General features: G+C 48.6%; 21 protein-coding genes. 9 read left to right on the top strand and 12 right to left on the bottom strand.

All coding sequences use genetic code 11. From position 1 onward, the window contains the following. Positions 1-191 precede the first annotated feature (191 nt). The gene (locus tag I2I11_RS14100; protein WP_196268375.1) at positions 192-2411 is read left to right on the top strand and encodes a bifunctional alpha,alpha-trehalose-phosphate synthase (UDP-forming)/trehalose-phosphatase; all 2220 of its coding nucleotides are present in this window, start codon (positions 192-194) and stop codon (positions 2409-2411) included. Between the two features lie 82 nt (positions 2412-2493). On the opposite strand, the gene xseB is transcribed toward I2I11_RS14100, so the two are convergent. The 4 genes from xseB to I2I11_RS14120 form a co-directional block, all read right to left on the bottom strand. After that, a complete protein-coding gene (gene xseB, locus I2I11_RS14105) occupies positions 2494-2763 on the bottom strand; it encodes an exodeoxyribonuclease VII small subunit (RefSeq protein ID WP_196268376.1) in 270 nt (89 codons plus the stop codon). After that, entirely contained in the window at positions 2753-4315 is a 1563-nt protein-coding gene (gene xseA / locus I2I11_RS14110) for an exodeoxyribonuclease VII large subunit (protein WP_196268377.1), read from the bottom strand. Before xseA ends, xseB begins: the two co-directional genes overlap by 11 nt. A gap of 158 nt (positions 4316-4473) precedes the next feature. After that, the gene (locus I2I11_RS14115; RefSeq protein ID WP_196268378.1) at positions 4474-5022 is read right to left on the bottom strand and encodes a GNAT family N-acetyltransferase; all 549 of its coding nucleotides are present in this window, start codon (positions 5020-5022) and stop codon (positions 4474-4476) included. A gap of 91 nt (positions 5023-5113) precedes the next feature. After that, positions 5114-5470, bottom strand: coding sequence for a hypothetical protein (locus I2I11_RS14120; protein ID WP_196268379.1), 357 nt, complete (start codon positions 5468-5470; stop codon positions 5114-5116). A gap of 232 nt (positions 5471-5702) precedes the next feature. Between I2I11_RS14120 and I2I11_RS14125 the strand changes: the two genes are divergently transcribed. Together I2I11_RS14125 and I2I11_RS14130 are read left to right on the top strand one after the other, a co-directional pair. Continuing rightward, complete coding sequence (locus I2I11_RS14125; RefSeq protein ID WP_196268539.1) at positions 5703-6548, top strand: hydroxymethylglutaryl-CoA lyase; 846 nt, start codon at positions 5703-5705, stop codon at positions 6546-6548. Between the two features lie 2 nt (positions 6549-6550). Then, positions 6551-7291, top strand: a complete 741-nt coding sequence (locus I2I11_RS14130; protein ID WP_196268380.1) for a (Fe-S)-binding protein — start codon at positions 6551-6553, stop codon at positions 7289-7291. A 153-nt stretch (positions 7292-7444) separates the two neighbouring features. Here I2I11_RS14130 and I2I11_RS14135 read toward each other — a convergent pair whose 3' ends face one another. Both I2I11_RS14135 and I2I11_RS14140 read right to left on the bottom strand, forming a co-directional pair. Next, positions 7445-8098 carry an outer membrane beta-barrel protein gene (locus I2I11_RS14135; protein WP_196268381.1) on the bottom strand — a complete coding sequence of 218 codons (654 nt, stop codon included), beginning with the start codon at positions 8096-8098 and terminating at the stop codon, positions 7445-7447. 23 nt (positions 8099-8121) lie between these two features. Continuing rightward, the gene (locus I2I11_RS14140) at positions 8122-8775 is read right to left on the bottom strand and encodes an outer membrane beta-barrel protein (RefSeq protein ID WP_196268382.1); all 654 of its coding nucleotides are present in this window, start codon (positions 8773-8775) and stop codon (positions 8122-8124) included. A gap of 300 nt (positions 8776-9075) precedes the next feature. Here I2I11_RS14140 and I2I11_RS14145 point away from each other — a divergent pair, with 300 nt between their 5' ends. Then, on the top strand, positions 9076-9936 hold the full coding sequence (locus tag I2I11_RS14145) for a TIGR02587 family membrane protein (RefSeq protein WP_196268383.1): 861 nt from the start codon (positions 9076-9078) through the stop codon (positions 9934-9936). A gap of 97 nt (positions 9937-10033) precedes the next feature. After that, entirely contained in the window at positions 10034-10459 is a 426-nt protein-coding gene (locus I2I11_RS14150) for a hypothetical protein (RefSeq protein ID WP_196268384.1), read from the top strand. A 101-nt stretch (positions 10460-10560) separates the two neighbouring features. Here I2I11_RS14150 and I2I11_RS14155 read toward each other — a convergent pair whose 3' ends face one another. The 3 genes from I2I11_RS14155 to I2I11_RS14165 all read right to left on the bottom strand — a co-directional run bounded on the left by I2I11_RS14155 (position 10561) and on the right by I2I11_RS14165 (position 12754). Further along, positions 10561-10884: a 2Fe-2S iron-sulfur cluster-binding protein gene (locus tag I2I11_RS14155; protein WP_196268385.1), complete on the bottom strand. Its 324-nt coding sequence runs from the start codon at positions 10882-10884 to the stop codon at positions 10561-10563. Position 10885: 1 nt separating this feature from the next. After that, positions 10886-11896: an NAD(P)/FAD-dependent oxidoreductase gene (locus I2I11_RS14160; protein WP_196268386.1), complete on the bottom strand. Its 1011-nt coding sequence runs from the start codon at positions 11894-11896 to the stop codon at positions 10886-10888. Positions 11897-12010: 114 nt separating this feature from the next. Then, positions 12011-12754, bottom strand: a complete 744-nt coding sequence (locus I2I11_RS14165; protein WP_196268387.1) for a DUF72 domain-containing protein — start codon at positions 12752-12754, stop codon at positions 12011-12013. 288 nt (positions 12755-13042) lie between these two features. Between I2I11_RS14165 and I2I11_RS14170 the strand changes: the two genes are divergently transcribed. Together I2I11_RS14170 and I2I11_RS14175 are read left to right on the top strand one after the other, a co-directional pair. Continuing rightward, positions 13043-13765, top strand: coding sequence for a hypothetical protein (locus tag I2I11_RS14170; RefSeq protein WP_196268388.1), 723 nt, complete (start codon positions 13043-13045; stop codon positions 13763-13765). A 269-nt stretch (positions 13766-14034) separates the two neighbouring features. Beyond that, positions 14035-14655, top strand: coding sequence for a hypothetical protein (locus I2I11_RS14175; protein ID WP_196268389.1), 621 nt, complete (start codon positions 14035-14037; stop codon positions 14653-14655). 390 nt (positions 14656-15045) lie between these two features. Here I2I11_RS14175 and I2I11_RS14180 read toward each other — a convergent pair whose 3' ends face one another. After that, positions 15046-15402 carry an STAS domain-containing protein gene (locus tag I2I11_RS14180; RefSeq protein ID WP_196268390.1) on the bottom strand — a complete coding sequence of 119 codons (357 nt, stop codon included), beginning with the start codon at positions 15400-15402 and terminating at the stop codon, positions 15046-15048. Between the two features lie 519 nt (positions 15403-15921). Here I2I11_RS14180 and I2I11_RS14185 point away from each other — a divergent pair. Continuing rightward, on the top strand, positions 15922-16578 hold the full coding sequence (locus tag I2I11_RS14185; protein WP_196268391.1) for a response regulator: 657 nt from the start codon (positions 15922-15924) through the stop codon (positions 16576-16578). Between the two features lie 529 nt (positions 16579-17107). On the opposite strand, the gene I2I11_RS14190 is transcribed toward I2I11_RS14185, so the two are convergent. Continuing rightward, on the bottom strand, positions 17108-17512 hold the full coding sequence (locus I2I11_RS14190; RefSeq protein ID WP_196268392.1) for a hypothetical protein: 405 nt from the start codon (positions 17510-17512) through the stop codon (positions 17108-17110). A 355-nt stretch (positions 17513-17867) separates the two neighbouring features. Here I2I11_RS14190 and I2I11_RS14195 point away from each other — a divergent pair, with 355 nt between their 5' ends. Beyond that, complete coding sequence (locus tag I2I11_RS14195; RefSeq protein ID WP_196268393.1) at positions 17868-18443, top strand: AraC family transcriptional regulator; 576 nt, start codon at positions 17868-17870, stop codon at positions 18441-18443. Positions 18444-18451: 8 nt separating this feature from the next. Here I2I11_RS14195 and I2I11_RS14200 read toward each other — a convergent pair whose 3' ends face one another. Then, on the bottom strand, positions 18452-20101 hold the full coding sequence (locus I2I11_RS14200) for a M1 family metallopeptidase (RefSeq protein ID WP_196268394.1): 1650 nt from the start codon (positions 20099-20101) through the stop codon (positions 18452-18454). Between the last annotated feature and the right edge of the window lie 330 nt (positions 20102-20431).

The following is a 20431-nucleotide window of genomic DNA, read 5'->3' on the forward strand; positions in this document are numbered from 1 at the left end:
TACAGCCTGCAGCCTGATAAGTCTGGTTAAAATAGCACCTGAACGGCTACAGATGCTGAACGATGCGGGGTTGCTTTCCGTAAAACTGATTAGTAAATTGAGCAATTAAGTAATAAAATGGATCTGAATCCGGTAGCTGTGCCCTAAAATTATGCAGGTTACCGCAAAGTGCCTGAGTTAAAAAAATATACATGGCAAAACTTATAATTGTTTCGAACCGGCTCCCGGTAAAGCTGCAGGAGAAAGATGGCGCACTTACTTACAAAACAAGTGAGGGGGGACTTGCTACGGGCTTGGGATCCATTTACAAAAAGGACGACAACATCTGGATTGGATGGCCCGGCCTGGTGGTGGAAGAAGAAGAAAAGCAGAAGCAAATTGCCGACGATTTGCGGCAGGAAAGTATGCGGCCTGTTTTCCTGACCGAAACCGAAATAAAGGAGTTTTACGAAGGATTCAGCAATGAAACCCTATGGCCGACCTTTCACTACTTCAGCCAGTACGCAGTATACGACCAGCAACTATGGGAAACGTATGTGCGCGTAAACCAGAAATATTGCGACGAAGTAGTAAAGCAGGCAGGCCCCGATGATACCATCTGGGTGCACGACTACCAGTTGCTGTTGCTGCCATGCATGCTCAGAAGCAGGTTGCCAAACAGCACCATCGGCTTTTTCCAGCATATTCCGTTCCCGTCTTACGAGGTATTCCGGTTGCTCCCATGGCGCAAAGAGATACTGGAAGGCATGCTGGGATCTGATCTCATCGGCTTTCATACCTACGACGATATGCGCCACTTCCTCAGTGCCGTAAACCGTATTGTGGGGCATGGCAGCATGCACGGATGGGTAAACATCAACAACCGCTCGCTGCTCGTTGACTCTTTCCCAATGGGCATTGATTATGACAAGTATGCTGAAACTGCCGACCTGGATGAGGTGAAGAAGCGCGATAAAGTGTACCGCTCTAATCTGATAGCTGAAAAAATTATACTTTCGATAGATCGCCTTGACTACTCCAAAGGAATTCCGCAGCGGTTGCAGGCTTTTGAGCAGTTCCTAGAGAAATACCCGGAATTCCACGAGAAGGTAACTCTGGTGATGCTGGTAGTGCCCAGCCGCGATGCCGTAGATCAATATAAGGAATTAAAAGAAGAAATAGACGAACTGGTGGGCCGTATTAACGGCAGGTATAGCCACATCAACTGGAACCCGATTCAGTATTTCTATCGCTCTTTCCCGCTCGAGACGCTTTCCGCCTTTTACCGTATGGCCGACATAGCGCTGGTAACACCAATGCGCGACGGCATGAACCTGGTATGCAAGGAGTATGTGGCCAGCAGGCTTGATCAGACTGGCGTATTGATACTGAGCGAGATGGCTGGCGCCTCCAAAGAGTTATCTGAGGCGCTGCTTATCAATCCGAACGACATCAACCAAATGATAGACGCACTGCACACTGCCCTGACGATGCCGGAAGAGGAGCAGCAGGCGCACATGAGCAGCATGCAGGAAACCCTGAAGCGGTACAACATCCACCACTGGGTAAACATGTTTATGGATCGCCTGTCTTATGTCAAGATCAAGCAGATGTCGCTGGCAACCAGTTACCTTGATGAAGCTACGTTTATGGAGATGAGCGATGCCTACGATTCTGCAAGCTCCCGCCTGTTCTTCCTGGAGTATGATGGCGCTTTGATCGACTACAAGAACAAGCCCCTGATGGCAAGGCCGGACGATGAACTGATGCGTCTGCTGGAACGGTTGAGCAGCGACCGTAAAAACCGCGTGGTGGTGATGAGCAGCCGCGAAAGAGAAAACATGCAGGACTGGCTGGGCCACCTCAACATTGATATTATTGCGGAGCATGGTGTCTGGATAAAGCAGCGCGGCACAGGCTGGCAAACCTTGGTAAGCCTGATGGATGACTGGAAGAAGGATATCCGCCTGATTCTGGACCTGTACGTAGACCGCACACCGGGCTCCTTTATCGAAGAGAAACAGTATTCGTTGGTGTGGCATTACCGCAAGGTAGAAACCGGCCTCGGCGAGCTACGTGCACGAGAACTGGTGAGCCATCTTAATTTCCTGGCTGCCAACAGCAACCTGCAGGTAGTAGACGGGCAGATGGCGGTTGAAATAAAAGCACAGGAAGTGAGCAAAGGAAAAGCCAGCAGCTTCTGGTTAAACAAGTATCCGCATAAGTTTGTACTTGCTATCGGGGACGACTGGGGAGACGAAGATATATTTAAAGCAATGCCCCGCGAGGCTTATACTATAAAAATAGGCAATACCTATTCGGTGGCCAAATACCACCTGGATACCAGCGAAGAGGCCCGTAACATACTTTCCAAACTATTGCAGGTACGGCGGCACGAGTCTTCTACAGGAGGCGCCCTGATGACAGGGTAATGAGTAAAATTGCTGTTTATCTTATAAAAAAGAGTCGCCTTGCTAGCTATCAGGGCGACTCTTTTTTATGGATTAAAACAGGTTAAAAGAGGGTATTGCCTGCTGTGCCGGCTTTACTCTCAGGCCTGGCTTTGGCTGGTTCTTCGCAGCTTTCTTCATTAAAAACCTGATCGATTGCTTTTTCTGCATTGCGCAGCTTGGCTTTGCAAAGTTTAATGAGCTGTGCCGATCGCTGTACTTTCTGCGTCAGCTCGTCCACATCCACTGCGTCATTTTCGATGGCGCGCAGTATCTCTTCCAACTCCTGCGTTGCTTCGCGGTAAGTCAAATCTTTTAGCTCCTTATTCATCATCTTCATCAATATTTACAACCATACTATGGAGGGTGCCATCCTGCATTCTTGTCTGTATCACATCTCCGTTTTTTGTTTCTTTTATACTTTTGATAATCCTGCCGTTCACCAACGTCAGCGTATAGCCGCGTAGCAGCAGCTTTTCGGGGTTGTTGGCCTCAATGCTCATCTCCTGCAGCTTCAGGCGGTGGTTTTCGTGCTGTAGCTTGTGCTGCGTTTCGTATTGTAATTTGTCGCCATACTTTACAAAGTGCAGTTGCTTCTGCTTCAGCTTATCTTTTGCTTCTGTTTCGAGGCAATGCACCAGGTGGTTTAAATCATGCTCTTTTAAGTGCAGGTAACGCTGGCTTTTGCCTTCCACACATACCGAAAGCTCCTGCAGGTAAATTTCACGCGCATGCAGCAGGTCTTTGGTCTGGGCGCCTATATCTTTTTCCAGATCGCTGGTATGGCATTTCTGCGCTTCCAGGTAAACTTTAGGTTTGAGCAGCAGCCCCCGCGAGAGCTGTTCCAGGCGATCTTTGCCGGCCTGCAGCAGGGCTTTTGTCTGGTTCGTAAAGCGCAGGCCCAGGCGCTCCAGCCGATCATCTGTGAGTTTGAGTTGCTGCGCCGAAAACATGCGGATACTATCGTAAAGGCCGTCAGCCGTTTCTTCCGCCGCCTGAAAGGTATCCAGTAGAAAGCTGGCGACAGCCGTGGGCGTTTTCAGGCGGGTATGCGCCACCAGGTCTGCTAAACTTTCGTCGCGCTCGTGGCCGATACCGGTTAGTACCGGCAGCGGAGAGTGGCCGATAGCGGCAGCAATGTGATAATCATCAAAGCAACTTAAATCTGTTTGCGAACCGCCCCCCCGAATCAGTACAATGGCATCAAAACTGTCTTTATACTTTGCTATTAAAGCCATGGCGCGGCTCACCGAAGCCGGCGCTTCATTGCCCTGTACGGTAGCCGGGAACAGCGTCGTTTCGAACGTATAGCCAAAGGTATTCTGATGCAGCTGGTGTATAAAATCCTGGTAGCCTGCGGCAGTGGCTGAGGAAATTATGGCCAGCCGTTGTGGTACCAGCGGCAGCTCCAGTGCCTTGTTAGCCTCCAGGAGCCCTTCTGCTTCCAGGCGTTTCAGTGTTTCCTGGCGCTGCCGGGCTAAATCCCCGATGGTATAGTTGGGATCAATGTTGGTAATGTCAAGGCTAAGGCCATACAGTTCATGGAAACGCACCGTGGCCTGCAGCAGGATTTTAAGGCCGGCTTTAAGCTGCTGCCCGGTTTTTTCCTCAAAGTAACGGCTCAGCATCTGGTAACGCGCGTTCCAGATTGTAGCCCGTGCCTGCGCCAGTATTTGCCGGGCATCATCGCCTTTATCAACCAGCGTCAGGTAACAATGACCTTTGCGGCGATCGGCGGTTACCTGGGCAACCTCGGCTACCACCCAATAGCTCTCCGGAAACGCCATTTCCAGCTCCTCCCTGATCTGCTGGTGCAGCTGGTAGAGCGAAAGCGGCGTATGCAGCTCCTCATAAACAGTTGTCTGCCTGAAGTATAACTGAGCCATGTGTGTATTGTGTCGCTGAAGGTTTAAACCGGGATGGCCTGCATTGCTGCTTCCAAAGCACAAGATAAGGTTTTGTAAACGCATCGCAAAAAGAAGCGCTGCCGGTTTTTAACTACTTTTATATAGCTTTCTGATATGTAAATTGATTTTCAGCAGCTTTATGTATAAAAGCGCTCATATACCCGCTGGCGGATAGTAGCGGCTATGTTATGCAGGCCCGAAGCCGCGACAGGTATTTTGCCCGTCATCAGGTGCATGGGCACCGGTGAGCCGCCTTTTCGATAGGGTGGTTGCCGATAGGCGAAAGAGGTGTGAAGCACCAGCCCTTGTCTTTCGTAAAAAGCAATGCGCCTGCGGCTGGCCTCATCTGTAGAGCACTCTGTTTCCAGCACCAGTGGCCCCTTTGCCTGTTCCAGCAACCACTGCACCACCTGGTGGCCCAGCTTTTGCCCACGCAGGGCAGGTACAATGGCCAGGTGCTCCAGAAAAAGAAAATCTTCAAAAGGCCAATGTATGCTTAACCCTGCCACGGCGCCATCCAGCATCCAGGCATGAATGTGCATGTCTTGTTCCGGCAGCAATTGCCGGAGCTGATCTAGTATGCGCCGTTCCTGCTTCGGAAATGAGGCCAGGTATAGCTGCCCCAGCGCATCCATATGCTGGTGCCCGCTGTGCTGTATCCGGATGGGTTCAGGGTGTAGCCTCATGCGCTCGTTTTATACCTGGGTTACCAGCAGAGGTGCAGCCATCCTTTCTGAAGCTGTTGATAAGTATAACCTGTGGCACGGCATACAAGCGTTAATGCACCACGCGCAGCACGGGTTTGTCCAGCGGCTGGTATGTTTCGTGGTCTACGGTGAAGTAGCCTACCGAGCTGGGGCCATAGCCGAGGTCTATTTCTACCAACTGGTTTATGCCGGGCAGCAGGGCTATAATTTCCTGCTGCAGTTCTTCATAGCGCTGCATGAGTACGCTCAGTTGCAGCTCTGCCTCGGCCTGCTGGTTTTGCGGGAAATCTTCATCCACATGGTGTTGCTGCATCGAGAGCATGTCTATTTCCAGCAGGCGTATATTGCGTTCTACCGCCAAGTACTGTTTTACTTTTTCTTCCAGGGGCACGCGGTCTTCCTCCAGGTATTCCGTCAGGTCTTCCATAGTATACAGGTCTGTTTCTTAAGCGGAATATACGCAGGCCAAGGGAATATATGTGCATTCGGGGCTGATTTTCTCGTTTCCTGTTCTTGCGCAAGGATGGCACACCCAACCACATCGGCATCTGAAAGTATGGCGGGCATACGTTTTCCTGCAAACTTCATAAATTAGTATATTTGGGGAAATGCCTTCCGAAGTAAAAGAAAGAACAGGTAAGTATAAAGGAGACAGTGCCATGAAAATAATTGAGTGCCCGCGCGATGCCATGCAGGGCATCGGGGAGTTTATACCTACCGAAACCAAAATTGCCTACATCAACCAACTGCTCAAAGTAGGTTTCGATACCATTGATTTTGGCAGTTTTGTGTCGCCCAAAGCTATTCCGCAGATGCGGGACACAGCCGAAGTGCTGGCAAACCTGGATCTGGAAGGAACCACCTCCGGGCTGCTGGCTATTGTGGCCAATGTGCGGGGAGCCGGGGAGGCGGCGCAGCACCGGCAGATTGATTATCTCGGATTTCCGCTGTCGGTGTCGGAAACATTTCAGCAGCGCAACACTAATAAAAGTATAGCTGAGGCCATGCAGCAACTGGCACAAATACAGGATATCTGCCACAAACACAGCAAAACGCTTGTTACTTACATCTCGATGGGCTTCGGCAACCCCTACAACGATCCCTGGGATGCCGAAACCGTAATCGGGTTTGTGGAAGATCTGGACAGGCTCGGGGTAAAGATTATTTCACTCTCCGACACTATTGGCGTGTCTGACCCGGAGAACATCACTTATCTGTTCAGCAGCCTGATACCGGCATTTAAAAGTATAGAATTCGGGGCGCACCTGCACACCAATCCCGCTGCCTGGCAAGAGAAAGTGGCCGCTGCCTACCATGCCGGCTGCCGCCGCTTTGATGGGGCCGTACGTGGCTACGGCGGCTGCCCCATGGCCAAAGACGAACTGGTGGGCAACATGGCTACAGAAAATTTGATCAGCTACTTCGAAAATATTGGCGTAAATTTACACCTCAACAAGGCAGCCTTCGCAGAAGCTTTAAGGCTGTCGGGTGCTGTGTTTTCTTGATTATGGCAAGCAGAAAAGTAGTAGATATATTTATTCCGTGTTTTGTAGACCAGCTCTTTCCGGAAACGGGTATGAGCCTGGTGAAGGTGCTGGAAAGCGTAGGCTGTGAGGTAAACTATAACCCCAACCAGACCTGCTGCGGGCAACCGGCCTTTAATGCCGGTTTTTTTGATGAGGCCCGCGAAGTAGCCACCAAGTTCCTGGATGATTTCTCAAACGAAACCTCCCATTATATTGTGGCCCCTTCGGCATCGTGTGTGGGTATGGTGCGCAACGCTTACCAGGATATTTTTGTCAAGTCGTCGAGCCTGGTGAAGTATAGAACCATGCAGAAAAAGGTGTTTGAGCTCACCGAGTTCCTGACGGATGTGCTGGGGATTACGCATATACCTGGCGCTGCCCTGCGCGGCAAAGCCACTTACCACGATTCCTGCAGCGCTTTGCGCGAGTGCCAGATAAAAGCTGGCCCGCGTGCACTGCTGGAAAATGTGCGGGGGCTGGAACTGGTAGAAATGGCGGATACAGAAACCTGCTGCGGCTTCGGTGGCACCTTTGCCGTTAAGTTCGAGGCTATCTCCACGGCTATGGCTGAGCAGAAAGTAGACAACGCCATTGCTACCGGCGCCGATTTTATAGTGTCCACCGACAGCAGCTGCCTCATGCATTTGGAGGCCTATATTCAGAAGCAAAAGAAGCCGATTAAAACCATGCACATTGCCGACGTGCTCGCCAGTGGCTGGTAAGTAAGCAGACAAAATAAAGTGAAAGCAAGAACACTCAACTGGTTCTGTGCTGATACATATTACCGCAGGAACAAGTATAAAATGCAAGTATAAAAGAGAACGCCTGAACAAGCTATACTTGTTCAGGTGTTCTCTTTTATACTTGTGATCGTATCAACGATTGAGGTAGTAGTTGAAACTGAAAACAAGGGAGCTGGTGCTCAGGTCTAAGCCTATATTGCTGGAATTTGATTTGGAGCTGTCGGATTCGCTTCTATTGCTTTCTGTTCTGTAACCATATCCTACATTGCCGAATGAAGCTCCCAAACCAATTTTCTCAGTTGGAAAGAACGTGATGCCCGGGCTGAAGTTTAGTCCGAAATAATCTAAGTCTGAAAAAGTTTCAGAGGTTTGAGAACCTATATCCTGGAATGTTGTCGAAGATGCTTTTTGCCTGGTGGTGACGTAGTTTAAATTTGCAGTTGCATGTACAGCTACTTTATCTCCAAGCATAAAATACTTTTTCAGGTAGGTGCCGATAGCCTGGGAATGCTCTTTCGTCACCGATTTATAACCAGGTAAGTTGGTGTTAAATTTAGCAGCACGATAAGTAGAACTTATCCCAAGTTCCAGATTATCGGCAATAAAGTATCCAACTTTCGGGGTGATGCTGAAACTAATCTCCCTGTTCTTGTTATTTTCGTCTGTACCAGATGAGCTCGAACTAATGCTTAATCCTCCCGATAAAGTTACTGTCCCCTGACTGGTTTGCGCCAAAGCACCCGTGCCAAGTAGAGCTAATAGAGCGGTTATTAAAATGTGTTTCATACGTAGTTCTATAGCTTAGATGTTTATTGATGGATGTAATAGCTCATACCCAAAGAAAAAGTAGAGGGAAGAAGACTGAAGGAGAAATTACTGGAGCGGTATTCTCTAACGATGTTACCATTTTCCGGATTTGGGGCATATCGTTGGTAAGAAATTATGCCAAGGGAACCATGCAGGCTGATATGCTCCGTAGCGAAAAGAGTTAAACCTGGTGACAGGCTAAGGCCCAGTGTGTGCCCTGTGCTCATTACCTGTGATTCAAAATCTGGAGATGCAACTTTTAAGAAGTTGTAGGAGGCAGAAGCAGAAGCCTTGCCTGTGAGATAAAGCTGGTTAGCCACAGGCCAGTATTTCCGAATATAAGGAGCAAGTCCTATGTCATAGGTATGGTATTTATCCGGGAACGTTGATGCATCACTGCTATAGGTTGAATGGCTGGTGTAGCCCAGAAACAGTTCTGTTCCAGCCTCCAGGTTGTCTTTTACAAAATATCCCGCAGCAGGGTAAATGCCCACTGGCACTTTCGTGGATTTTGTCTGTTCCGGACCTATATCGTGGCCATACCCCTGCCTTGCTATACTTAAACTTCCCGACAACACCACCGTGCCTTGTTGTGTCTGAGCAAAAGCACCTGTACCCAACAAGGTTAAGAGTGCAGCAATCAAATGTTTTTTCATGTTTGCTTCTAGGTTATATTATGGACTTGATTATATATAACTGCACCCCAGCTATTCAGTTAGGCCATAAGGTAAAGAGGCAGAAACTGTAGGGCCAAAGCAAGATATAAATATATAATGATATTTTGTTTGTTGGATGTAAGTATAAGATCTAACTTTTTTACCTCAGCCGGATAGCCGGTCAGCAACCGTTATACATACCAATATTCATAACCGCCGTATACATCCAAAATGCTATATAAACCCCTGCGGAAACAAGGATAAGAGCAGGAGAACAGGTTTAAATCATGAAATTAGAATATGAAAAGACCAGTATATGAATCGCTGAAAGATTATGCGCGGGGCATTGCCGGCGGATTATTGTTCAGTTTTCCGCTGCTGTACACAATGGAAATGTGGTGGGCAGGCTTAAGTGCCACATCGCTGCAGTTGATAATACTCATACTGATAACCTATTTGCTGTTACTTGGCTATAACCGCTTTGCCGGCATGCGGCCCGATGCCACCTGGGGCGAAGTAGCCATAGATTCGGTAGAAGAAATGGGCATTGGCTTAGTTATTTCTTTCGGAGTGTTGCTGATGATCAGGCGCATTGATCCGGCAGCAATGGGACTGACAGAACTATTGGGCAAAACCATAATTGAAGCGATGGCGGTATCTATTGGTGTATCCATCGGCAAGTCGCAACTGGACAGCGAAGAAAGCGGCGGTGGGAAACAGCCGGATGGAGGGCCGGGCAGCAGTTCTGACAACGGAAAGCCAGATAAAACAGACAAGTTAGGGATGGCTGTACTGGCTATATGCGGCGCTGTGGTGGTGGGCGGCAACGTGGCGCCCACCGAGGAAATTCTTGTTATCAGCCTGGAGGCCAAGCCTATACATGTATTGATGATGGCCGTTGTATCACTGCTGCTGAGCATTGTTATAGTGTATTTCAGTGATTTTAGAGGCGCAACTGAAAAATTCCCGAAAGATGTTCTCTACCACATTACCTTTGACACCTGCGTGTGCTACCTGATGGCGCTGGGTACTTCGGCATTTATACTTTGGTTTTTTGGCCGCTTCGAAGATGTGAGCTTTTGGGTTGCCTTTGCACAGTGTATTGTGCTGGGTGTTATTGCCACATTGGGTGCCTCCGCAGGGCGCCTGTTAATCAAATAAAATCATACTTTGCGCTTTCTCCGAGCCGCAGGGTTTAATCATATCACAAGCGTATAACCGCAAAACACACGGATTTACCTGACAGAAATTAAAAAGCATGAGCAAAGAACCAGACAATCAGAGTGAGCAGGACAATCAGCAGGGAGACCAAAAAAACTGGCTGGAGTGGGCCGTATTTGGCTTGAGCCTGTTGCTGGTACTGACCATACTTGTTTACCTGGGCTACAAAACCTACACACAGAAGCCTGCCACACCAGATTTATACGTGGAATACCAGCCTGATCCTTCGCCACATTCCCCTTTCCGCTACCACGTATCGGTGCACAACACGGGCGGCAAGACGGCCGAAGTAGTACAGGTAGAAATGGTGCTGTGGCAGGGTGGTGAAGAAATGGAAAAGGCAGAAATGCAAATCGACTTTGCGCCGCAGAAATCAAAGCGCGAAGGCTGGGTTTTATTCTCTAAAGATCCCGCCCTGGCTGATTCGGTTGTAGCCAGAGTGGTAAGCTACAAACAGCCCTAAGCAGGCAGGCGGAAGCATGAGTACAGTGCAGTATTACAAGGCCAGTCTGAAATCAGAAAGGCCCTGCACAAGCGGGGCCTTTCTGATTGCTTAGATAGTTGCTAAGCTTCCGGCATAATGCGCAGCACCAGGCCATCAAGCTCCGGTGATACACGCAGTTGGCAGGAGAGGCGGCTACTTTCAGTAGCATGTGGCAGCGACTCCAGCATATAGGCTTCGTCGTCGCTGGGTGCAGGCAGTGGCGGGCTTTGCAGCACCTCTACGTGGCAGGTCGCACAAATAGCCATGCCGCCGCACAGGGCCTGCAGTTCAAACTCATTTGCCTTGAGCACTTCCATCACTGACAGGTTCATATCCGTAGGGACCTCCAGGGTAGTGCGCTCGCCGCTGTCCTGTTGCACGTAAATGTTGATGGTGTCTTTCATGCTATATTTCCTGTATGCCGTTTACGGTGGTATACTTTAGTACAAATTTCTTGTCCGGGTACACAATGTTATAAGCGCTTTGTGCCATCAGCGCCGCTTCATGGAAGCCGCAAAGTATAAGCTTCAGTTTGCCCGGATAGGTGTTCATATCGCCAATGGCATACACACCCGGGATATTGGTCGAGTAATCCACTGTGTTTACGACGATGGCATTTTTTTCGAGCTCCAGCCCCCAGTTTTCCAGAGGACCTAATTTAGGCACCAGGCCGAAGAGCGGGATAAAATAATCTGTTTCTATCTGTTGCGGCGTCGCATTGTCAATCATCACCGTTACGTTTTCCAGTTTCCCGTTGCCGTGTACTTCCGATACATTTGATTTCAGGATCAGGTTAAGCTGTCCCTCTTCGGCCAGACTTGCTACTTTATCTGCAGATTCAGGTGCGCCTCTGAAAGTAGTACCGCGGTGTACGAGCGTCAGTTCGCGGCACATGCCCGCCAGATAAATGGACCAATCCAAGGCAGAATCGCCGCCGCCGGCCAGCACCACACGCTTGTCGCGGAACGTTTCGGGGTCCCGCACCATGTAGGTAACGCCATTCCCCTCATACTGCTCCAGGTTTTCGATGGCAGGTTTGCGCGGCTCAAACGAACCCAAGCCACCGGCTATTACCACTGCCTTGCAGGCAATCTGTGTTCCGGCCAAAGTTGTCAGTATAAAAGAGCCGTCTTCCTGTTTGTCCAGGTGCTCTACGCGATCACCCAGGGTGAAAGTAGGGTGAAAAGGCTCGATTTGCTTCTGCAGGTTTTTGACTAAATCGCCAGCCAGTATCTCCGGAAAGCCCGGTATGTCATAAATTGGTTTTTTAGGATAAATTTCGGTGAGCTGGCCTCCTGCAGCAGGAAGCGCATCTACTACATGGCAATGCATTTTGAGCAGCCCTGCTTCAAATACAGCAAAAAGACCCACGGGGCCGGCGCCAACAATGCATATATCCGTTGTTATATTGTTCATGAGTGTTGTTTAATAATAAAATGCTGCTGCAAAGATACAGCCGCTGCCGCAGCATCCATAATCTTTTGTTTTTTCTTGTCCGTACCGGGCAAGGTGCGGCATTATAAATAACGATCACGATTGCGTGATTTGTTCCTGCACCAGTTGCTGCAAACGCAAGGCATTAAAGGCCGCATAACCCAGTTGATCGTTATCAAAATAAACGTATACAGCCAGGCCGGCCTGCTGCCAGGCCCTGCACTGGTTTGCCCATCCCTGCAGGACATTTTCGCTGTAGCTGCCGGCATACTTGCCTTCGGGCCCATGCAGGCGCACATACGCAAAATCGGCCGTTATCTCCAGCGGCGACAGGTGATATTCCAGTTCATAAATACAGAAAGCGGCATTGTGCTGCCGCAGCAAATCCATTACTTCAGGTGCATACCAGCTGTGGTGCCTGAACTCAAAAGTGTAGCGATAGTAAGGCGGGAGCAGCCGCAGGAAATCCCTTAACCGTTCCAGGTTCAGTTTCCACATGGGCGGCAGCTGAAAAAGTATGGGACCTAATTTCTCTTCGAGTGCATTTATATTGTTGAATAAACGCGATAAACCCTCCTGCGGCTCCTTTAGCTTTTTCATGTGCGTGATGTAGCGGCTGGCTTTCACAGCAAAAATAAAATCGTCAGGCACAGCGGCACGCCAGTTCGCGAAAGTCTCAAAGGAGGGCAGCTTGTAAAAAGAATTGTTGATTTCCACGGTCCTGAAAAAGCGGATGTAGTAATCGGTAAAACCCTTTAATTTTACTTCCGGCGGATAGAAGTTGCCCATCCAGTGCTTGTAGTGCCAGCCCGAAGTGCCGATGTGTATCTTTTGCTCCATATATTGCAGTTATTTGTCTGAAAGAATTTATACTTGGTGCAGGCATAATGAGTTAACATTTTAATCTGATAAGCGGGGTTCTGCTTCTGGGAAGTGGTGCCTTCACGGCAAAGGTATTCTGCTTTTTTCCACGCAGTTGTCGTTGCCAAAAAACAGGAACCGGCAGTCCATACTTTATCAAATCCGGGAGCAGCCGTAAGGAGTGCTTTTAACAGCTTTGGCAGAACAAGCCTGCAGCGGCTGCGTTAAAAAGAATGTTATGATCTTAACCCACTAAACGACAAAGCTATGTCAGGAAACTATGAGGATGATTACAGGGATTATGGTGCGCGGGAAAACTACGGCAGGCAATATTATGGCAGCCAACGCGGAGGAGGCAGCCAAAATCGCCGCGATGACAGGCAGCACCAGAACAGGCCGGAATGGAATGACCGCGGCCGCGACTTCGGCCACAGCCGGTACGATAACAGCAGAGACAGCGACTATAACAACGACTACAACAGCTATCACCTCTACAGGAGAGATCAGCAGCAGCGCGGTTCATCTTACGGCAGCGGACAACCCGCTAACTTTGGGGCCAGAGCGCAGGGCGATTACAGCGGCGGAACCCGTTACGGTGAGGGCGGCGGCACCTATGGCGGCGGCTCCAGCTACGGGCATTCTTATTACGGACAATCCGGCAACCAGGGTACCCGGCGCAACGACTCCGGCAGAGACAGCTACTACTCCGAAAATGTGCAGAACGGTTATGGCGACTACATAGATTACAACAGCCGGAACTACGGCAGCTATGGTGATAGTAACAGCGGCAGCGCGTATCGCAGTGGCGCCAATACGGGCTATAACAGGGGCAACGCCGACTATAACCCTACCGGCTACGGCACAACGCGCTACAACAACCGCGACCTGGACAGGGAACGAAGCGCCTCCCGTAATTACAACTCCGGCAACCCTAACAACGACGACTACATCAGAAGCAGGTACCGCGAAGACTATAACAGGGAAGTATAAGCGAAAGCAGAAGTATAAGCTAAAGTATAAGAGCCGGCAATACAGCTGGCTCTTATACTTTAAAAGGCGCAGGCATGATCCAACCTCAACAGGGCGGACAGCGTTTAGTATAAAGAGCATCAGGCATGAGGAACCGGATAAATGAGCTTTATACTTCGGGTATTCCTAAGCCAGACCAGAGGTTTTATAAGCAGGCGTTTATACCTTTAAAATCCATTATCCTGTGTCCTGATACTTATGTTCTTTTATTTAACCTTAAACAATAAACTATGGAAAGAGATAACCGGGATTTATACTTTCATGGCGGCCTTGGCGAAGAGAACCGCCGCAACTATGGCCCTGCAGACCGCGACCGTGAAGATTATGGCAGAGCCTACGACCACCGTGATAGAGACCATACTTTCGACAGCGATCGTTTCAGAAATTACCAGCGCCGCGACTATGATATGGAGAACAGGTACTACGAAAACATGCGCGGGAACCAGGATAACTTAAGCGATATCCGCCAGAGATACGGCGTTTCCAGCTATAAGGGCAGCGGCTACGGTTATGATTCTGACCGCAACGGCAACTGGCAACAGCAGCGGCGCCACAGCCAGCAGGGCTATGGCTCGGGCAGGATGGGCGGCTACAGTGGGTCGGCTTTCGGTGGCGCTAACTACAGTGCCCACGGCGACTTTGGCGGTTCTCCGGAATATGGCAACATGAGTGGTGGTGGCGGCAACCTCAACGATGATGCCTCCTCGTCTGGCTACGGCAGCGGCTACCAGGAAGATGATAACGCCGGCAACTATAATACTTACAGGGGCCAGTCGATCCACCCCAATTATTCCGGCAGCTACGACAGGGGCGGCTACCGTAACTACGATCCGAATAACAGGTGGCGATAAGTTACAATGGTTAAAAGAGCAAAAGCCTGCTGACAGCAGGCTTTTGCTCTTTTAACCATAACATCAGAATCCACTTTATACTGCAGGTATGAGATACATGGAAATTGCAATTCCATACTTGAAACTAAGTAGCTGTACAAAATTAAGTTAAAGTATAAACAGAGCTGTCATTCCGGAAGAAGCTTATGGGCGTGTGTCACGGGCGCTTATTGAGCAGATATTAAGTTCTCTGGTAAGATCCCCTCAACAAATACAGAATTTATACTTACAGGAGGACGAATTAGCTTAAGTTAGTTCATCATTAAGGGCAAGTATAACTATAACAAGTACTGAACGCGTATGCCTGTTGAGCAGGGAAAGTCTATTAACAGCAGCCATAGGATAGAAATATTATAGAGCCTTCCCATTTACAGCATACAATGCTTCTTTCTCTGTCGTAGCTATCGGAATTACCTTCTCCAGCCCCAGAATATTGAGAACGCTTTTAATTTTTGGCTGAAGTCCGTACAGGAATAACTGCACCGACCGGTGATTGCAATCGTGGTAAGTAGACAGTACTGCGCCCAGGCCGGCCGATGAAATATAAGTTAAGGCGCTGCAATCGATTAGAACGGCTTTGGATGTGCTCTTCAGGGCTTCGCTCATGGCCGTATCTGCTACCGGAGAAGTGCTAGCATCCAGCTCTCCTTTTAAACGAACAATAGCTATCTCCCCAAGCTGTTCTGTTGTAACATCAAACTGTTTCATAGCTTGCTCTGTTATAATTCCCTCCGTTCAGCGGGTTGTACTGTTTTCTGCAACTATAAAATGCACTCAGATACATGACACAAAACAGTACAACCCAGCCAATGCAGAAATAACTATCATCTTTGTTCTATACGATTACTTCTGAAGTGAGGCAATCGTATGGCATTGTCCGGAAGCGACACCTGTTTACTTGAATCAAAGATATATCGTCCTGCAACCGAAAGTAAGGAATTAATACGGGAATCATGTTTCGGTAAATACTGAGATTCTTATACCAGGAGTAAATTATTCTAATAAAATTGGCTATATTGCTGTAGAAAGTATAATTATGCAATTCATTTTAGCTAAGCACACACTGAATTGTACTATTTTTTAGAAGTAAGGTGTAATTAAACGTTCAGCCTTTATATCTTTAATTGAAAATTACTGATTATGCCGGAGCTGTGTAGCCACACGTTATAAGCGCCGGTACGGGAATTTAAATTAAGCCTGAAATTGTACGGTTTTGTAGATAAAGATATGATAAGAGTTATACTTACAGATGATCATAAACTAATTAGGGACGGATTGAAAGCGCTCCTGAATGGCTCTGATACGATAAGCGTGATAGGAGAGGCTGCGGACGGAAATGAGTTGCTGGAACTGCTGCAGAAGGTACAGGCCGATGTTGTATTGCTGGACATCAACATGCCGGGTAAGAATGGGATAGAAACTACCAGAGAGCTACACTTGCATTATCCTGAGCTAAAAGTACTTGTACTGTCGATGCTCGATCATGAGCGATACGTGCATCAGATGATAGAAGCAGGCGCATCGGGTTACGTGCTCAAGAATGCCGGTAAAGAAGAGCTCACGTCGGCCATACAGTTGGTAGCTGCCGGCGTTACGTACATCAGCCCCGAAGTAGCCATCGACATGCTTAAAAAGTTACAGGTGCCTGATGCGCAGGGTTATCATACCACCGAAGCAGATAAAATACCCCGTGACCTGACGAGGCGTGAACTGGAAGTGCTGGCCCTGATATCGGAGGGGTTTACAAACGCCGAAATTGCAGAAAAACTATTTACGAGCAAGCGCACCGTAGAAACCCACCGCCAGAACCTGCTCGAAAAAACACAAACAAACAACACGGCCACTCTGATCAGATTTGCGCTCAGGAACGGGATTATTTCCTGAGTATAAAAGAAAAACACCTCTCAAAGAAAAGGTGCTTTTCTGGAACACTCTGTTGTTTTTAAATAAAACGGGTATGGAAGCGGCCATTCTCTTCCGGTGTTTACATACGCCGGCTCCGCCATAATTTTATCTTTGACGGCAATATCCATGGTTGGCTACATTGCCTTACTATCCGGTATTACAGTAATTTACAACGTATGCCGCATTACCAGATTTCTCAGGTTATGCCTAAACTACGTGGCGCATCTGCCAGCCGGATTTATGCATAAGAAAATAATTAACTCATGTTGTGTGATCTATAAGAGAGCCCCATCCACCTCTGTAAGATGAGCCGCGCAGGTTGGGTAAAAGGCCTTTGATTTATGATGGCGTGAGTAAATCACCTTATGTTATGTATAAGGCTGCCTATAGAGGGCTTTTGTATGTATACTTCAGTAGTTGGCCTACACAACAATATGATGCAAAGAATGGAGAAGCTGCTAATGCTTATCAACAAGTATGGCAGGGCAGATTCGCTCTACAGTGTGCGTCAGTCAATTAAATTTATCCAGTTCAGTGCGGCTTCGTAGGTGGTAAACTGGGCAAAAGCTGTTTTAACTGTAAACTGCTCGTGTGTTTTTTCTACAATATTTTCATATGCCATATAGGTAAACACATCACTGTTGCCGATACGGGCCAGCTTCCGGAGGTTGGAAGCGATAAGAACCGGCGAAACCTCCTTCAGAATCCACCGCTGATCCGTAACAGAAGGGCTGCGCAGCAGGCGGGCATCAACTATCCAGTACCAGATATCCTCCTGCTGAATAATCTGCAAAAACTGAAGCACGCCTGCCCGCAATTGCTCGCTGCTGACGTCACGGAGCCAGATGGAATGCATCAGGTGCTTTTCCCTGTTTACATGAATCCGGATATAATCAGGCGCGTTTTCGGACATAACAAAAGGCTGGATGCTTGTGCTGCTGTAACTGGTATGATGCAATAAACTTAAAATCCCGCATAAAACAAAAGCGCCGTACAAAACCGGTTTCCCGCACAGAAACAGTAACGCCTGCTTTCTGAATTTTGTGGCAGGCAGCCGGAAATGCTGGCCCGTTTACCTGAGCAATAACAGAGAAATGCTGGTATATGCGTATGCGCTTTTAGCTGTTATTTTGCTATAGGTTGCGGCAGCTTAGGTTTATTATCATTCAGGAGCGGTTGTCCGGTTGCATAAATTATATAAACATGTGCCGTAAAAGTATAACAAATGTTTATGGCTAAGTTTATAGATTTGGAGCATTAATAAAAACATGAGCACGACAAAACTATACATTAAAAATATGGTGTGCGACCGCTGCAAAAAGGTGGTGGCAGAAGAACTCACGAAACTGGGCTACCAGGTGCGGGAAATAGATCTGGGCGAGGCTGAGATCGAAGCTGCCGGTGCGCCGGATCTGCAGGCAATACGGCAGATGCTGGAAGAGAATGGTTTTGAGCTGCTGGATGATCGCAAAACAAAGCTGATAGAGCAGGTAAAGCTTGCCGTTATTGCCCTGATTCACGACCGGCAGCACCAGGAACTGCACATCAACACATCAGACTATATCGCCCAAAAGGTGGGACTGGACTATAATTACCTGAGTTCGCTCTTCTCTTCCTCAGAGGGCCTCACGATTGAGCGGTACGTAATTTTGCAGCGGGTAGAAAAAGCCAAAGAACTGCTGGTGTACAATGAGTTGAGCCTGAAAGAGATAGCGTACGAGCTGGGCTATAGCAGCGTAGCGCATTTATCGGGACAGTTTAAGAAAATAACCGGCCTTACGCCTAGTCATTTTAAACAGGTAAAAGCACAAAAACGCAAGACGATAGATAAAGTGCAGGAATAACGGCTACTTTACTTTGTGCCTGCGGCAGCTGCGCTGGTTGCTGTTACATAAAAATTCGGATCAACTTTTATACTTGCTTTTGGCGTTACACCACGCAGTTCCTGCCAGGTAGTGGTGGGCTTCAGCCACTTTTCTTTGCCGTTTATCAGCACTTTTATGGGCATATTAAAACCTGCCACCGTGTTATTCCATCTATACTTCAAAGTGCTGCCCGTCTGTTGATATTCCAGCTCCGGAATCCGGACATCGCGCAGGTACTGGTCAAAGAAAGGAGACAGATCGCTGCCAACCTGAGCGCTGAGATAATCTTCTATTTGCTGTGTTGTTACTGTCTGGTGGTAAAATTCCTTGTTGAGCCCGCGCAGGATGCTGCGCCATTTGGCATCGTCGTTTACTATCTGGCGGAGCGTGTGCAGCATGTTGGCGCCTTTGTAGTACATGTCGCCGGAGCCGCTGTTGTTTACGTTGTAGTAGCCAATTATGGGGCGGTCGTTTTTGATGTTTTTGCGCAGGCCAATCACGTATTCATTGGCCGCCTTCGTGCCGTAGAAATAATCCAAGAAGAGGGATTCGGAGTAATCCGTAAAACTCTCGTGAATCCACATGTCGGCAATGTCTTTGTAAGTAATGTTGTTGGCAAACCACTCATGGCCCGACTCATGCACAATGATGTAGTCGAACTTCTGCCCCCAGCCGGTGCCGCTCAGGTCGCGGCCTAAGTATCCGTTCTTAAACCCGTTGCCATACGTAACCGAACTCTGGTGTTCCATGCCTAAGTATGGCACCTGCACCAGTTTGTAGCTGTCTTCATAAAAAGGGTAAGGGCCGAACCAGTGCTCAAAAGCAGTGAGCATGCGTTTTACCTCTTTAAACTGCTTTTTGGCTTTGCTCAGATCATTGCGCAGCACGTAGTAATCGCAGTCTAGGGGCCCTTTCTCGCCCTGAAACGTTTCAGAAAAATGAACATAATCACCCACGTTCACATTCACGCCATAGTTGTTGATGGGGTTGGATACAAACCAATGGAAGGTTTTTGTGCCGTCGTTGTTCTGGTCTACTTTGCGGAGGCGCCCGTTGGATACATCCATCAGCTTCTCGGGCACGGTTACGCTAATCAGCATGCTGTCCACCTCGTCGTACATATGGTCTTTGCAGGGCCACCACAGGCTGGCGCCGTCGCCCTGGCAGGAGGTAGCCACAAAGGGGTTGCCGTTAGCGTCCTGTTTCCAGGTAAGGCCGCCGCTCCAGGGTGGGTTTTCACTCACCTGCGGCTGGCCGCCATAGTATACTTCCACCTCATTCACATCGCCGGGGCGCTGCTGCGCTGCCAACTGAATAAAATAAGCGCTGCCGTCGCGGGTATAGGTTAGTTCCTGCCCGTTTTGTACTATTTTTTCGATGCGCATAGGCTCCTGCAGGTCAAGCTGCATACGCTGGTTTGGCGAGAGCACTTTGTACTGCACCGTATTTACGCCCCGGATGGTGCTGTCGGCCGGGTTTACGCGGATGTTGAGGTGGTAATACGTTAAATCCCACCAGGCGCGTTCGGGCGTAATGGCACCCCGTAGCGTATCCTGGTGCGTGAAGGCAGGCACCTGCGCCACGGCAGCAACCGAAACAAAAGAAAGCAGGGCAAGGAAGAGGGAACGAAGGAACATGGCGTAATCCGGATATTTTTGATAGTGTTTATCGTGCTAATTTATACTTCAGGCTGAGGGCTGCAAGTAGCCTGCCAAAATGATTATACTTTACACAGGTTTAAAAATAAGTACCCGGGAAAATTAACTTTCACTATACACAAAGGCTTCCGGGCCCCAAGGCTTTGGACACCACACAAATAGTGCATGAAAAGTCTTGTGTCTTGATACCTGATACTTGTGCCCCTTTATTTATACTTAAAACCAGGTATACAGCAGCTGCAGCAAGATACATATTTGCTAAGGTACTGCCAAACACCCGTTATCAAAGCAGTAACTGTATTGCTACAG

Origin of the sequence: Pontibacter rufus, from assembly GCF_015694705.1 — a bacterium.
Lineage (GTDB): Bacteria > Bacteroidota > Bacteroidia > Cytophagales > Hymenobacteraceae > Pontibacter > Pontibacter rufus.